Origin of the sequence: Thalassotalea profundi, from assembly GCF_014653195.1 — a bacterium.
GTDB classification, from domain to species: Bacteria; Pseudomonadota; Gammaproteobacteria; order Enterobacterales; family Alteromonadaceae; genus Thalassotalea_B; species Thalassotalea_B profundi.
Window position 1 is genome coordinate 140,345 of sequence record NZ_BNAH01000012.1, and the last position, 16,343, is coordinate 156,687.

General features: G+C 36.6%; 14 protein-coding genes. 7 read left to right on the plus strand and 7 right to left on the minus strand.

The window, feature by feature from the left end; all coding sequences use genetic code 11:
* Nucleotides 1–294 precede the first annotated feature (294 nt).
* Nucleotides 295–2,076 (plus strand): putative bifunctional diguanylate cyclase/phosphodiesterase, encoded by a 1,782-nt coding sequence (locus IE155_RS14535; protein WP_189378973.1) that lies wholly within the window; start codon nt 295–297, stop codon nt 2,074–2,076.
* 60 nt (nt 2,077–2,136) lie between these two features.
* Here the strand turns inward: IE155_RS14535 and IE155_RS14540 are convergent, their stop codons facing one another.
* Nucleotides 2,137–3,987, minus strand: coding sequence for a choice-of-anchor I family protein (locus IE155_RS14540; protein ID WP_189378974.1), 1,851 nt, complete (start codon nt 3,985–3,987; stop codon nt 2,137–2,139).
* A gap of 183 nt (nt 3,988–4,170) precedes the next feature.
* Here IE155_RS14540 and IE155_RS14545 point away from each other — a divergent pair, with 183 nt between their 5' ends.
* Entirely contained in the window at nt 4,171–5,574 is a 1,404-nt protein-coding gene (locus IE155_RS14545; RefSeq protein ID WP_189378975.1) for an alanine/glycine:cation symporter family protein, read from the plus strand.
* On the opposite strand, the gene IE155_RS14550 is transcribed toward IE155_RS14545, so the two are convergent.
* On the minus strand, nt 5,544–6,383 hold the full coding sequence (locus tag IE155_RS14550) for a PE-PPE domain-containing protein (protein WP_189378976.1): 840 nt from the start codon (nt 6,381–6,383) through the stop codon (nt 5,544–5,546). The genes IE155_RS14545 and IE155_RS14550 overlap by 31 nt on opposite strands.
* Nucleotides 6,384–6,442: 59 nt before the next feature.
* Nucleotides 6,443–6,865: a nuclear transport factor 2 family protein gene (locus IE155_RS14555; RefSeq protein ID WP_189378977.1), complete on the minus strand. Its 423-nt coding sequence runs from the start codon at nt 6,863–6,865 to the stop codon at nt 6,443–6,445.
* Between the two features lie 147 nt (nt 6,866–7,012).
* On the opposite strand from IE155_RS14555, the gene IE155_RS14560 reads away from it, so the two are divergent.
* Nucleotides 7,013–7,246, plus strand: coding sequence for a cysteine-rich CWC family protein (locus IE155_RS14560; RefSeq protein WP_229817335.1), 234 nt, complete (start codon nt 7,013–7,015; stop codon nt 7,244–7,246).
* A gap of 15 nt (nt 7,247–7,261) precedes the next feature.
* On the opposite strand, the gene IE155_RS14565 is transcribed toward IE155_RS14560, so the two are convergent.
* Nucleotides 7,262–8,044 carry an AraC family transcriptional regulator gene (locus IE155_RS14565; protein WP_189378978.1) on the minus strand — a complete coding sequence of 261 codons (783 nt, stop codon included), beginning with the start codon at nt 8,042–8,044 and terminating at the stop codon, nt 7,262–7,264.
* A 222-nt stretch (nt 8,045–8,266) separates the two neighbouring features.
* Here IE155_RS14565 and IE155_RS14570 point away from each other — a divergent pair, with 222 nt between their 5' ends.
* Entirely contained in the window at nt 8,267–11,137 is a 2,871-nt protein-coding gene (locus IE155_RS14570) for an insulinase family protein (RefSeq protein WP_189378979.1), read from the plus strand.
* Nucleotides 11,138–11,234: 97 nt separating this feature from the next.
* On the opposite strand, the gene IE155_RS14575 is transcribed toward IE155_RS14570, so the two are convergent.
* Together IE155_RS14575 and IE155_RS14580 are read right to left on the minus strand one after the other, a co-directional pair.
* Nucleotides 11,235–12,080, minus strand: a complete 846-nt coding sequence (locus IE155_RS14575; RefSeq protein ID WP_189378980.1) for a pirin family protein — start codon at nt 12,078–12,080, stop codon at nt 11,235–11,237.
* 63 nt (nt 12,081–12,143) lie between these two features.
* Nucleotides 12,144–12,569 (minus strand): DoxX family protein, encoded by a 426-nt coding sequence (locus IE155_RS14580; protein ID WP_229817336.1) that lies wholly within the window; start codon nt 12,567–12,569, stop codon nt 12,144–12,146.
* 115 nt (nt 12,570–12,684) lie between these two features.
* On the opposite strand from IE155_RS14580, the gene IE155_RS14585 reads away from it, so the two are divergent.
* The 3 genes from IE155_RS14585 (at nt 12,685) to IE155_RS14595 (ending at nt 16,132) form a co-directional block, all read left to right on the plus strand.
* Nucleotides 12,685–13,581, plus strand: a complete 897-nt coding sequence (locus tag IE155_RS14585; RefSeq protein WP_189378981.1) for a LysR family transcriptional regulator — start codon at nt 12,685–12,687, stop codon at nt 13,579–13,581.
* 136 nt (nt 13,582–13,717) lie between these two features.
* Nucleotides 13,718–15,562 (plus strand): M61 family metallopeptidase, encoded by a 1,845-nt coding sequence (locus tag IE155_RS14590; RefSeq protein WP_189378982.1) that lies wholly within the window; start codon nt 13,718–13,720, stop codon nt 15,560–15,562.
* Between the two features lie 135 nt (nt 15,563–15,697).
* Nucleotides 15,698–16,132 carry a hypothetical protein gene (locus IE155_RS14595; protein WP_189378983.1) on the plus strand — a complete coding sequence of 145 codons (435 nt, stop codon included), beginning with the start codon at nt 15,698–15,700 and terminating at the stop codon, nt 16,130–16,132.
* 16 nt (nt 16,133–16,148) lie between these two features.
* Here IE155_RS14595 and IE155_RS14600 read toward each other — a convergent pair.
* Nucleotides 16,149–16,343 (minus strand): hypothetical protein (locus IE155_RS14600; RefSeq protein ID WP_189378984.1); only part of this gene is annotated, 195 nt, incomplete at its 5' end.

Consider the following 16,343-nt stretch of genomic DNA (forward strand, 5'->3'; position numbering starts at 1 on the left):
CAGCCTAAATTGTCTCACACTTTGCCAATTGACCAAGCTATTTGTCTATATTTCCTAATATTTCTACTTTATGTAAACACTTTGTAAAGTTTTTTATACCAACGAAACTGACGCTGTCATTCGTTTTGCGAGGGCTTTATTCTATTCTCTTACTTTTCATTTACTTAATTAATTAAAACTCACATCAATGCAATTATGACAAAATGATTGATATTTAACCAATAAGCTTTACAATGCAGTTCCTATTTTCTGAAACTAATCGTCATAGTTTCATAATTGTTGTTAGGTAGTAGTGTGAGTTCTTCAAAAAATCTGGAGCAGCCATGGATTATGGCTATTCAAGAAATAATAGGACTAACTAAGGATGGAAAGTCAACGCAAATCAAGCTCCAAGAGAGAAAAAGTCAGCTAAATTCGACTTTTTCTAGATTGGTGAACTCACTTGATCAAGCAATTATTTTAACGGATATTGATGGTTTTATTGTTGAAATCAGCGATAAAGCTTCTGCATTACTACGCTATACTAGTGAAGATCTCAAAGGCGAAAGCTTACAAAAGCTATATTGTTCCTTGCACAATAAACAGTTTTTCAAAAATACTTGGGCTCATATTAAAAGCACTGAACACACTGAAACTGAACTGTGGTATCAAAATAATGACGCCCAGCTTATTCCGGTTATGCAAACATCTATTCGCCTCGCATCAGTCGCTAACAATATTGATTATTTCATTCATGCTATTGATGATATTTCAGCCAACATTGCCACTCAGAGTAAAATGCAAAAGTTGGCCATGTGTGATCATCTAACTAACTTACCCAATAGACTCAATATATTACAAAAGTTGCGTGATGAAGTTGCACTTTTAACCACAACACAACAAAAGTGTGCCGTGATATTTATTGATTTAGACGGTTTTAGAAAAGTTAATGATGTGTATGATCACGTCACTGGTGATCAATTAATGTTAGCCGGAGTAAAACGCTTACAATCTGTTATTACCAATACATTTTTAGGACGCTTAGGTGGCGATGAGTTTGTCATTATCTACCCATTTGATGATGTACAAAAACTAAACACCTTACTTGATAATATTTTAGCCAGTTTCATCGACCCCTTCGCAGTACAGGACCATGAATTATTTTTAGGTATTAATATTGGCGTATCCATCGCTCCCAACAATAGTAGCGATCCTGAAGAATTAATTAACCAAGCGGATATGGCATTACATGCAATTAAAGCAGGCGAAAAACGCATACAATTTTATACGGCTGACTTTTTACAATGCATGCAACGACAGTTAAAAATTGAACATTGCCTAAAACAAGCAATTGAAACCCAAGAATTAAAAGTTTTTTTCCAACCTAAATATGATCTAACTAATAATAAAATTGTTGGTATGGAAGCTCTACTGCGATGGACCCATCACGAGTTAGGACCAATACCACCTGATGAGTTCATTGCCATTGCCGAAAATGCGGGACTTATTGTTAATATTGGTCGTTATGTATTAAATGCCTGCGCTCAACTCATTAGTAAATTACAAGCAGAAAATAAATTCTGCGTACCTATTGCCGTGAACATTTCTGGCCATCACTTTTCACAAGCAAATGTATTTAAAGATGTTCAACAGGCTTTATTATTATTCAATATTGCACCTGAATATATTGAAATTGAAATTACCGAAAATGTTGTGATGATGGACTATGACATAGTTATTGACCAACTCACTCAGCTAAAAGCATTAGGGGTACAAATTTCAATTGATGACTTTGGCACCGGCCACTCTTCACTAGAGCGACTTGCTAAATTACCGATTGATTCGTTAAAAATAGACCGTTCTTTTGTACTCAATTTAAATGAACAGCCACAAACACAAGCCATTATAAAAGCCGTATTATCTTTGTCTGCCGCCTTAGGTTTAAAGTCTGTTGCCGAAGGTATTGAAACAATAAGCCAAGAACAATTTTTACGCTCCAATGAATGCACCTTAGGACAAGGCTTCTTATTTGCAAAACCCATAGCCGAAGATGAAATGATTGCTTTGTTAAACACGCAGAGTGACATTAAAGACTGAGCTTAAAAATGAAAAACGAAAACCAGCATAGCTATTGGTTTTCGTTTAGTGTTGTTGAATTTACTGCTCTTTAATTTGCCATACGGCGACTGAACCAGAAATTTCATTACCAATAATCAATAATGCTTCGTTGGTTGGGCTTTGCTCTGCTGAGATAAACTTCATACCTTCAGGTGCTAAGTCACCAGTTATATCGGCACCAGCAACTAAGCCTCTATTATAAAAATATTCAACAAAATTAACATTATATGGGTTAGTAACGTTATAAACTAAAATACCACCCATACGCTCTAAACCAATAAAGGCATAGGTTTGAGTACCTATTTTTCCGATAGCTAACGCTTCAGGTTCTGGACCTTTTGCATCTGAGCGTGTGTCACCTTCATTTTCATCTTCATTATTGTTAAATGATTCTCCATGAATTGAAGCAGTAACTCGCTCAATATCGTCACCTGAATCAAATACTTTTAAACCATTATTATCCCAAATGGTAAATGAACGGGCACCATAGGTATAAAGCTTGCTGTATTCATCTTGTTCATTTTTACCTAAAGCATTGGTAACAACTAATCGACCTAAACCATCGTTGCCGCCATTTGCTGATATATAGGCATCTAAATCAGCGCTTACCACACCATAATCTTCTAGATCTTTTGCGCGTACTTCATCAGTAAATGCGATACAAATTTCTTCGCCATCATCCCAGTCATAACTCCCTTGTGGGAAGTCACTTTCACAGGTAGCTTTCCCTGCATCTTCTTCAGCATCACCTTCGAATGCGATATATTCACGACCATCGCCTTCGTTAGCTGATATTGCAAAATTAGCACCCTTCCATGAATAGCTCACGATAGTGTCGGGTTGGTACATACCAAACAAATTCTGGTAGCTTGAAAAATTAATACCACCATCTTTATCTGATACATCCAGTTTGTGTTGGCTCCAATCTTTAAAGCCAAGCCCTTTTATTTGCAACGTATTATCAGCTAGGTTAACAATTGCTATCGCATTATTTTCTTGTAAAGTCACATAGGCAGTAGTGTCGTCTTCAGATATAGCGATATACTCAGGTTCAAGATCTTGAGCAACCGTGTAATTTCTCAGCTCACCTTTAATCATTTGCCCTGATGGGTTTGAAAATTTCATTCCTTGCGCTTCAAGCTCAGATTGCATCTCATTATATTGTGTAAATTCAATACTTATCGCTGTATCAGCTGGTACGCCTGAAGTAATATCAATAACAGAAATAGAACCTTCAGGGTCAATTACATAATCATTTGAAGGCTCACCTTCATTTGCCACTAATACTTTAGTACCCGCATGATTAAAAGTCACATTATCAGGTAAATCACCTACAACAACATTTTTTAAGAAAGCAGGGGTCGCTCCAGAAATATCATAGAACGCTATATGCCCATTAATGCCAGGTGTACCTGAGGCTATGGCAACAGCTAACAATTCATTATTATTATCAATAGCTATGCTATTGGCATCACCATTTAACCCTGCAGTTTCAGGTAAATTTAATGTGTAGATTGACGCTAAGTTTGTTCCTGAAATAATACCTTCACTATCTGCTGCAAGCGCATCGGCATCCAATACATTGGCATCAATCACTTCAACAACCGCCGGCTTAACAGAGCTATTAACTGCATAAATCCAATTTTTAGAGGTTTGGTAAGTGACTATTTCAGCCGCGCCTTCAGGATCATCAGCATTGAGCACTGCGCGTCCTACCAGAGAAATAGCTAAACCTGTTGGAGCATTATTACCATCAATACCGTCAACGCCATTTTGACCATTGCTTCCATCAGCACCATTCATTCCTGCTGCGCCGTCGTCACCATCAAGCGTACATGCTGATACCAACCCCATCAATGACATTGCAATTAATAACTTACTTAATTTCATTCTCTTACCTATTTAATTGTACTAATGATTAATAAAATAGAGGATAGTCAAACAGCTTTTTATGATGATTTAATGACAATAAAATGTCGTTGCGATGACAAACGTAATGCGTTGTAAACTAAATGTTATTGCACTACTATCTAACTATTATCCTAAATACAAACACTGCAATGAGATAATTTAATGGTAATAACTGCTGTCAACCATGTAAATCAATGGCTTTGGGGATCTGGGCAGATACTTATTTATCTTTTAGTGATTGCGGGTTTCTGGTTTTCATTAAAATTAAAGTTCATACAAATACGCCACTTCAAACACATGTTCAGTGTGATGAAAGGCAGTAGTAGAAGTGATACATCAGGGATAAGTTCATTTCAAGCGCTCTGCACCGGACTTTCTGCCCGCGTCGGCACAGGAAATTTAGCAGGTGTTTCTATGGCCATTTCTTTAGGTGGCAGTGGCGCTGTTTTTTGGATGTGGGTTATTGCTCTATTAGGTATGGCAACAGGCTTTGCTGAAAGTATTTTAGGACAGCTTTATAAGATACGCGACGATAAAAAAGAGTTCCGTGGCGGGCCTGCATATTATATTCAAATGGGCTTAAATAATCGTCCGTTTGCAATTTTATTTGCACTTTGTTTATTTCTTGGTTATGGCTTCAGTTTTAGTGCAATGCAAGCCAATACAATTACCGATGCACTCAATCATGCTTTTGAAATTCCAACATTTTATTCAGGTTTAATGATTACTCTACTCGCAGGCAGCATTGTTGTCGGTGGGTTAAAAGGTATTGCCCGCTTTGCTGAATTAGTTGTGCCTTTTATGGGCGTTGCATTTATCGCTACCACTCTAGTTATTACCCTAATAAATATTAGCGCAGTTCCGGCTATGCTAGTCGATATTTTTAGTTCTGCTTTTGGTTTACAGGAAGCGGGTGCTGGTGCCCTTGGCGCAGCCATTAAAAATGGGATTCAACGAGGCTTATATTCCAACGAGGCGGGTGCTGGTAGTGTACCTCATGCATCAGCAAGTGCATCCCCTAATCCTAATCACCCGGTAACCCAAGGTTATGTACAAATGCTGGGCGTCTTTTTAGATACCATAGTGCTTTGTACTTGTACCGCAGTTGTTGTGCTTTTGGCTGATTTACCCATTTCTGGAGAGATGGAAGGCATAAGGTTAACTCAAGATGCTATGACAACCCATTTAGGCGCTGGTGGTGTTTACTTTGTTGCCGCTGCCATTTCACTGTTTGCATTTACTTCTGTTGTTGCAAATTACGCGTATGCCGAAAGTAATTTACATTTATTTAAACTCGACAATACGTTGGGCCGTACTCTTTATACCTGCGCTTATTTAAGCATGGTACTTTGGGGCTCAAGTGCGACATTAAAGCAAGTATGGGCAATGGCAGATATGGCATTAGGCTTAATGACGTTAGTAAATATTACTGCAATAATTTTACTCACCCCCACGATCGTAGCTTTAACAAAAGATTACCAAACTAAATTAGCCGCGAAAAAGTCGCTCGTATTTAAACAAAGCGATATTAAATATCAAGGTAAGACTGAAGATGGCGTTTGGTGATCACTAAGGTGAATTTGTTTTTCAAACCATGAATCACCATAAGTAGCGCCATTCATCATAGGAATTAAGTAATCAGCAATGAGAAAGTGGCCCTTTGCTTGTCTGATAAAAAGCTCGCCGCTATATGGAAAATCTATGTGTTGTAAACCCAACCAAGTAACAGGGTCATCACTATTTGCGAAATGTTCACAATAGATATGTGTCGATAAAACACTGGTTTTAAAACCTGCGCCAAAGGTAATATAGCGAATACGTGACAAATCTTCTTCTGTTGCATTTTTTGCGAGCTCAATTAACGCCGATGTAGAAATTATTGCACCTTGTGAATAAGCCACAATGGTTAATTCTCCCTCTTCTAACAATTGTGCTTCAATCGCCTCAAGCATTCGCTGTGCCACATCAGTTAATACACCAGAGCGTCCTTGATTACATTCAAGTAAATCTTGAAATAGCCCATCAGTTTCATTATAAATTAACGCAACATCCTGCCTAATTGCTTTATTTAAAATATCCGCTTGATGCTTAGCAACAGAATAAGGCGTAACAATACCGTTAATAAAGAGCACTCGCGGTTTTTTATCACTTTTACTCTGTTCAGTCGCTAAGGTAGGTAACTTAGAGGAAACAACAGCTTTTACTTTTTGAACGATTAACTGTTTGCGAAAATTAATTTCACTTTCAGGGTGACGGATAGTCTTAGTATTAAGTAGATCAAGCAAATTAATACCACTATCAAGCACTAAGCGTAAATCATCAAGCAAAGTAGAGCCAAAAGCTTTATCTAAATATTTTTCTATTATCTTATTCATTTACATCTTTTCAATAAAGCAATTAGCAGTTTATCTAGTAAGCCTAATTATTACAGTATTTACTTTTGCACTACTGTATATATTTTATTAACAATCTTCCACTCATCACCAAATTTTAATAATGAAAGATAATCAACATATTTCCAAGTCCCCATATCCCATTCAGCCCTTACTGATGCAGCAGTATTTTCTATATCTACAGCGATAATACTCGTGATGTGTGTCCCAGGCTTATCTTTACTGAAAAACCCTAAAAATTGTTCCAATTCATAAGTTTTAAGCGCCCCGTCTTTAACTCCCTGAATTTTAGCTGTTTCATGGAAGGCTTTAGCAACAATATCAGGATCCCCTAACTTGCTACCGTCTAAATAATAATTAACCGCCTTTTCAACCGATTGCGTTTGCGATATCTCTCCAGAAAGTGTCTTTTCAGCAAAAACATTAAAGCTAAAACAAACAAATAACAGTGCTATAAATTTCATGAATATTCCTTTCAGTAAGACCATTTTATTGATTATAGACACAACTTAATGACTACAATTCTTTTGCAATAAAATAATAGACTAGATTACTCAATATACTATCATTAATCTTTACATTAATGATTACTCTCAAAAAAGGCTTGGCTTATGAGTGATATGTCTCAAAATAGTGATAAAGAAATTGATGACACAACTTGCCCTCTTTGTCGTAACAAAAACTTATGTCAGGCTCATCAACCTGGAGAGTGCTGGTGTTATTCAGCTGAAATACCTCAAGACGTAATTGATATGGTAGAACCACAATTCAAACGAAAAAGCTGTATTTGCCAAAGTTGCATCGAAAGATATAATCTAGCACTCGCTGTCGATGCCTATAAATAGCTAACAACTCAATTATTAACAAATATTTAGATAATTATTGGGCGTAACACCCACTTGTTTTTTAAACATATAAATAAAAGCAGAGCTCGATTCATAACCCAGCATTTTAGCTATTTCATTTATGCTATCGCCAAGCACAATATGCTTTATCGCTATTTGAACATTTAAGCGTTGACGCCAATCACTATACGTCATCCCCGTTTCAATTTTAAATCGACGTGTAAGTGTGCGTGATGATGCACTAACAAACTTACCCCAAGCAATTAAATCGCTTTTAATTGCCGGATGCTTTTGTAGTCGTTCAACAATCAATTTTAAGCGTTCATCTTGAGGATAAGGCAAATAGGTATCTAACCAATCAGCCTGACAAATTCGATCTCTTATCAGCCTTAACAATCGTCCGTCACTTCCTTTCCAAGTGTAATCATTAGATATTGTGCTTGCTTCTAAAGCAATCGCGCTAAAGAAAGCATACCCTTGAAGGGTTACACACTGCTCAGGCGTATTTTCACATTGCTCAGGAGCCAAATAAAAATGAATTAATTGCGTATCTGTTTTAGCGATAACTTCATGTTCTTGTCCCATTGGTACCCAGACTCCCTGATTAGGAGCCGCAATATAACGGCCTTGTGAAGTAATTATCGCAATCACGCCTTTTTGAACAAAATAAAGCTGCCCACGTTTATGCTTATGCAAAGGTATACCCGCTAAACTAGGTATTTCTCGTTTAATAACGACAATTGGAGATTCTTTTTCAGAAACTGAACCGCTTTCATTTTTCCGTAAATTCTCTGGCATATCTTCAACGCTTTTTTAATAAGTGATGATTAACTACATTAAGTGTTAGCCATATTTGCTTAAAATTCAAACTATGACGATTTTTTTGCATTTCGTAGTTCAAACCTTTAAATTTACCGGTTAATTAATTGTTACAAATAGCCCATTCATATTAAAGCGCAATTCACTACACTAGTAGAATTAACTGCCTTTAGTAATAGCATAAATAATAAGTGAATATTGATGAAACCATTTAAACCCACTGCCATTTCCCTCGCTCTACTTTTTTCCTTGGCCGCTTGTCAAAATACGCCTAGTGTTGATAACTCTCCAAATCAATCAATAAGCAGCGAACAAATAATAAAAAGCCAATCAGATCAACGTCAATATCAATATATGTTATTAGACAATGGCTTGAAGGTTTTAATGATTTCAGATCCAACCACCGAAAAATCGGCCGCGGCTATGGATATATCAGTAGGTGCATTTCATTCGCCGGAAGGCCGTGAAGGACTTTTACATTTTCTTGAACATATGTTGTTTTTGGGCACTGAGAAATACCCTGATGCTGGTGAATATAATAAATTTTTGAAAGAAAACGGCGGTTCATCAAATGCCTACACAGCCCCTGAAGATACTAATTACTTTTTTGATGTGAAAAATGAAGCCTTTGACGAAGCTCTTGACCGTTTTGCCCAATTTTTCATTGCACCAACAATGGAACGTAGCTTTGTTGAACGCGAAAAAAATGCCGTAGACTCTGAATATTCAGTCAAAATAAAAGAAGACAGCAGACGTATTCGCGAAGCTAGCCGCCAAGCAGTTAACAATGCGCATCCATACAGTAAATTTAGTGTAGGTAACTTAAACACTTTAGCAGATCGCGAAGATGAAGACGTTTACGATGCATTACTAAAAGCATACAACGAGCATTATTCTGCGCACCGTATGTCATTGGTAGTATTAAGCAACAGTCCTCTTAGCGAAGTCGAAACTATGGTACGTAGTAAATTTTCGGCAGTTAAAAATAATGGTAAAGCTAAACCAGTACTAACTCGGGAATTATTAACAGAAAAAGAAAAAGCGACGCGTGTAACCATCGAACCTTTACGAGAAATGCGCTTATTAACACTCACTTTTCCTATTTCAGACACTCATCAATATCGCGCTAAAAAGCCTTTAGCTATTGTTTCTCATTTATTAGGGCATGAAGGTGAGAACTCATTATATTCTCGATTAAATAAACAAGGGCTTATTGAGTCACTGTCAGCTTACAAAAGTGACTCAGAAGCAATGGATGTTTTTAAAATCAGTGTTGAATTAACACCCTCAGGCATAAAAGATGTTGATGGTATTACCGAACAAATTTTTCAGTATATTGATTTAATTAAACAAAAAGGTGTTACCCAAGCCTATTACAACGAAATAAAAGACATCGCAAAACTTGACTTTACCTTTCAAGAAAAAGGTAACCCAATGTCGACGGTGTACCAATTAGCACCCGTATTACAAAATACCCCACCACGTAACTTGCTAAATACCGACTACCAATTTCAAGCCTTTGATGCCGAACTGACTCACAAGTTTTTAACGCAATTATCACCCTACAATATGCAGCAAACTCTTGTAAGCCCTAATGTAGAAACAGATCAACACGAGCCATTATATGATGTTGGTTATGCAATTAACAAAATAGCACCTGCCACACTAGAACAATGGCAAAATGCAAGTGCTGATGCAACCATGCAACTACCCGCTTTAAACCCATTTATCGCAGAAGATATTTCAGTTAGAAGTGCAAATATTGATACGAAACCTGAAATCATCGTCAAAGAGTCAGGTTTAACTTTATGGCACTACCAAGACACTAGCTTCAATATGCCTAAATCAAGCGTTTATATGCGAATAGAATCTCCATTTGCAGGTGATAATGTCAAAAATCGAGCACAAATAGCATTAGCGGACCGTTTGATCGAAGATAAATTAAATGCTTATGGCTATAACGCTAAACTTGCAGGGTTAAGTTACGGCTTATTCAGTTCAAATAAAGGCTTAGGCTATACCATCAGCGGCTATAACGATAAGCAACTTGAACTAATTAAAGCAATAAATAAAGCCATTATCGATTTTGATATCAACCAAGATAAGTTTGACATGATCAAAGAAAGTTTAGTTCGTGATTGGAAAAACTCAGCGTTAAACCGACCGATTAACCAAGTTTTTTCACGTTCTCGTCGAGAATTTGGTATAGATCCTTATTCTAATGCTGAATTAGCTGATGCCTTAGAGCCCATTCACCTTGCTGATTTAAAGCGCTATATGAATACATTGTTAAGTGATATTTCTATCAAAGTCTTAACGCACGGGAATACTAGTAAAAATGAAGCAATCTCTATCGCAAGCAACTTACGACAAAGCTTTATCCGCGATAACAATATTAGCGAGGGTTTTAAAGCCCATATCCGTCAAATGGACTCGAACGAAAATGAGGTGGTGGAACTAGACATAGCTCATGATGACTCTGCGATTGTTGTCTCTTACCCAATGCAAAGTAATATGCAAAATATCGCAAAAACACAAATTCTTGGGCAAGTATTAAGTGCGGCTTTTTTCAATGAATTACGTACTAAACAACAATTAGGCTACATAGTGGGCGCTTCAGGCAGTAGCACAGAAAACCTACCAACCCTTAACTTTTATGTGCAATCGTCAAAAGTTGGTCCCGTAGAGCTAGAAAAACGCATCAATAAATTTATTGAGTCACAGTACCAAGTACTCGCCGATATGTCTGACGCTGATTTTGAGAAAAACATAGATAGTTTATTAACCAATATCAATAAAAAAGATAAAAACCTACTCAGCAGAACATCGCGCTTATGGGGGGAATTAGCCACTGGCTATACCGACTTTAATAGACGGGAATTATTGTCAGAGGCTGTTACCTCATTAACTAAAGATGACTTGGTACATACCTATAAAGTGTTACTTATTGACAACAGATCTCCACGATTAGTTACCAGAAATTTTGGTCAAGCGCATAGAGAAGAAAATTACACCAATGCGCTACAAGATACTACAGTATGTCGAGAAGAACTTTGCTGGGATAAAAAATAAATTATCTAGATAAACATCAATAAATGTTGATCAAAGTAAAAAACCTGCTTCGGCAGGTTTTTTAATAATTTAAATAACCCCAACCTGGGTAAATAGCTTACTTTATAAAGCAATTATTACGATAATCGCTAAACGCTTGTTCAACTTCAGCCTGTGTATTCATGACAAACGGCCCCCCTCTTGCTATCGGCTCATTAAGTGGTAATGCTGATAAAAAAATAAACCTCGCCTGTTGACTTGCAATAACAAGCACCTTTTCTCCTTTACTTAACACTCCCAGATGTTTAGCTGATAATTTTTTTTGTTTCTCTCCAATAAGTACTTCACCAGAAATGACATATACCAAGCTATTTTCTTCCGCCAGAACAGTTTGAGTAAACATTTCTGATATTGGCAAATCTACATCCATATAGCTTGGACGAACATAATCATTTTTAATTACGCCTTGCGTTGCGTTATCTGTGATACCGGCAATAACTTTAACGATAGAACCGCTAGAGCTTTTTTCATGTGCAATATCTTTAGCATCATACTCTTGATAGTTTGGTGCTGACATTTTAGCCACTTTAGGTAAATTAACCCACAGTTGAAAACCCTGCATCATGCCTGATTCTTGCTCTGGCATTTCAGAATGAATAATACCGCTACCTGCGGTCATCCACTGAACTCCGCCATTCGATATTACTCCTTCATTTCCCGCACTATCTTTATGTCTCATTTTACCTTCAAGCATATAAGTAACGGTTTCAAAACCCCTGTGAGGGTGAGGTGGAAAGCCGGCTAAATAATCATCAGCACTACTTGATTCAAACGAATCTAGCAGTAAAAAAGGATCAAGCAAATTTAAATCAGGGCTTCCGATAAGTCTTGTTAACTTAACCCCCGCACCATCAGATGCTGCCATACCTTTAGTTATAGCAATTAATTCACGAGTGATTGCCATACAATACCTCCGATTGATTCTTTACAATATATACATATTTTTTAAATATGTTGAAAAATAGCACTACGCCTGTTGTCTATTATCAAGTGACATTGCACCACCACCATGTACAACAAGCATAAGAAAACCGCCAGCAATCGCAATATTTTTCATAAAACTAATCATCTGTAACTGGTCAGAAAAATCAGCATGAAACATAAGAGCAGATAACACAGTAAAACCCGCTAATAACAACGCTGAAATTCTCACTTGGTAACCAATTATAATAAATATGCCAGCCACAACTTCTAAAGCAATAACCAAAGGAAGCAAAAATCCAGGTACCCCCATCATATCCATATAAGCTTGAGTAGCTGAATATTGAGATATTTTATTCATTCCTGACATTACAAAAATTAAGGCTATGAATATTCTCCCTAAAGGCGCTAGCATAAATGCTGCTTTCTGAGCATAACGCTCTGATAGTCTAAGTTTAGTTACTGCGGTCATGGATATTCCTAAATTGTATTAAAAAAGTTAACCAAATTTTAATAGTTGCACTTTAGTTAATAAACATTAAATATATGAAATTATAATTCTCATTTTGGAAACTATTGGGTGTTTTATGGGCCAATTAGAAGATATGGCAATTTTTGCACGTGTTATTGAAGCAGGTAGTATCACTCTTGCTGCGGAACAGTTAGGACTAGCGAAGTCGGCAGTCAGTAAACGTTTGTCCGCTTTGGAGCAAAAATTAGGGCTCAAGCTCATTTCACGAACAACACGAAAATCAAGCATAACCGAAGCAGGTAAGCAATATTATCAACGAAGTAAACTTATTCTTGATGAAGTGGATGAACTTAATAATATTACTTCGAGTGATACGCTAGCCCTTTCTGGCCCTTTAAAAATAACGGTCCCTTTATCATTCGGTCTAATGTACTTATCTGAACCGTTTGACCTATTTATACAAAAAAATCCTGATATTCAATTACAAGTTCACTTTTCAGATCATCGTGTCGATTTAATAGAATCAGGTATGGACCTTGCAATTCGTATTGGCGAATTAGCTAATTCAAACTTACAAGCAAAAAAATTAATAGAAATTAAGCAGTTAATTTGCGCAAGTCCAGAATATCTTCTAGAACATGGAACCCCAAAAAATCCAGAAGAACTTAAGCACCATAAATTATTAAAGTATGAAAATAACCCTTTCCAAAGCATCTCGTTCCTTGATAGTAATGGCACAAGGATTACCGGACAACCTAAAATACATTGTGTTGCTAACAATGGAGAATTTTTACAAAAAATGGCTTTATCAAGTCATGGAATAATTCAAACACCTCACTTTTTTGTTTGGAAGAACATTCAAGATCACAGCTTAACGCCAATTCTCACCGACTTTCAATTAACCAGCCTTAATGCTTATGCTGTTTATCCAGCAAATAGACACTTACCCTCAAAAGTAAGAACACTTATTGATTTTCTCTTAGAACATCTACAAGACTTACCTTTTATCTAAAATAAAACAATAAAACCAATTGGTTATGACGAATCTCATAGGTATTACTAAAAATGTATACAATTTTTACTTGTATTCACACACCATTAATCACTACACTTTACCCCTTTAAAATTGATCACTCATAGGATGGACAATGAGAAAATTACTCACCCTTGCCATATTTTTCATTAGCTCTTGGGCTTTTGCCTCTAACGAAACTTTATATCAGGTTTCATTTGATAATGCAGAGCATCACGAAGCACAAATATCAGCAACATTTAGTAATATTCAAACGCCTGTACTTGAAGTACAAATGAGCCGTTCATCTCCGGGGAGATACGCACTACATGAATTTGCAAAAAATGTTTACAACGTAAGTGCAGTAAACAGTCAAGGGCAACCATTAGTTGTTACTCGCCCAAATCCCTATCAATGGCATATCAATGGCCATGATGGTGAAGCGACTGTAACTTATACTTTATTTGGTGATAGGGGCGATGGCACATACACACAAATTGATCGCACCCATGCACATTTAAATATGCCTGCCACTTTTATGTGGGCAACAGGCCATGAAAATACTCCCATAAGTATTGAGTTCAAACCATTTAATGTAAACTGGAAAGTTGCCACTCAATTACCAAAAGGTGATAGTAAATATCAATTTACCGCACCAGACCTTGCCTATTTTTTAGATAGCCCAACAGAATTGAGTAACCATCAAGTACGCTCATGGCAATTAAGCTCTGATGGACGTACTCAAACAATCAAACTCGCAATACATCATGACGGTACAGAAGAAGACATTGATAAGTTTACCGAAATGGCAAAAAATGTGGTAAACGAACAAATAAAAGTATTTGGCGAGCTACCAAAATTTGACTACGGTGAGTATATATTTATAGCTGATTACTTACCGCATGTTAATCGTGATGGTATGGAGCATAGGAATTCAACTATTATCACTAATCCCAACTCTTTAGATGAAGCTGAATTTAGTCAGCTTGGTACACTTTCTCATGAATTTTTTCATATATGGAATGTTGAGCGTATTCGACCTAAAGAATTAGAGCCTTTTAATTTTAGTGGTGCGAATATGACTCCTAGTCTATGGTTCGCTGAGGGCTTTACTACCTATTATCACGACCTATTAATACGTAGAGCTAACGAAATGACTATTGACGAATACCTAGAAACGGCATCAGGTATTGTTAATCAAGCGTACCAAGTTCCTGGACGACTTTATTTTACGCCTGAAGGGGCAAGTATGTTTGCCACCTTTACTGATGCAGGTACTTCAATTGATAAAACCAATTTTAGCAATATATTCTTTAGTTATTATAGTTATGGGCGCGCGCGTGCACTGGCATTAGATTTAACCATCCGCGCTCAATTTCCAGATAAAACACTTGATGACTTAATGAAAGCTATGTGGCTAAAATTTGGAAAAATTGAAAAACCTTATAGCCGCGAAGATTTACAAGCGACCTTGGCTGAAGTAGTTAATGATGCAAAATTTGCAGAAGAGTTTTTTAACCAATATATTTATGGCCAAGAAACTCCAGACTATTATACTTTATTAGAAAGTGCAGGATTAGAAGCCAAGCAAATTGACGATACAAGTGCTTACTTAGGTAGAGTCAATTTTGACTTTCGTGGACAGGATGCGTTAATTAGCAATAATATCCCGGTAAATACTCCACTCTATAAAGCTGGCATTGAGCGTGGCGATCAAATTGTTAAATTAGGTCGTAGAACAATCCGATCTGAAAAGTTATGGCAGAAAGCTTTAGCACAATTTGAAGCTGGAGAAACCACAACCATTGAATATATTCAACGCGGTGAAACCATAACTAAGCAAATCACTTTTATTACTGATCCTGAACTAAGCATCAGTAAATTAGCCGATGATAAAATTACAGAACAACACACTCAGTTTTTACATGCTTGGCTAGGTAAAGATGAAGAAGAAAAAGAGAAAGAGAAAAGTGAAAAATAATATTGCGGCCCTTTTCTAAGGTGTTGAAAACGCTAAGGGTAAGTTTTTCTTGCCCTTTTTTAATCACTATGTAACATTAAAGAAATAGAGTAAGTATAAATTAAATAGAATAAGAACAATAAACTAACTTCTAATATGAATTTTTCACAACAGCAAATAGAACACCACACACAACTACTCAGAGATACATTGCGCAGCGATCTTATCTGGCAGTGGGATGACCGATTATCTGTACTTTTAACAGAATTCGCTCAAAATAAGTCAGAAGACGTAATCACCATATTACGTGATGTGTTTGCTCATGAATGGGATAAAAAAAATATTAAAAAAGCGCCAAAAGATTTAAAAAATCAACTCGGTGACTTAATAACACTAAATAAAGAACAAAAGATATTTACACTACCCGCTACTGACAGTGTTAAGCCTACAATGGTAGCAATATGGTGGCCATGGGGACATGGCAGTACTTACTCATTACGTTTAATGCTATTAAACGAAGCCTACGAATTTCATCTTCCTGAAAACTCTAGATCAAATGTATTCAGCTTTTTTAAAAGGTTATTTTCATAACCCTTTTTTGAAAACTTTATTCTTGATTGTTTAAACTATGTATCACAGGTCTGTTAATGTAATGCTTTGACGGTAAATAGCAGGCGATAAAAGTAATGCTGACAATCGCTAAAATAGTTACTAAAGCAACAACAATTAATTGCACGCTGATAAATTGCGATAAATACTGACTAAAACCAAGATAAAGCGCTATTAAGCAAATTACGGCAAC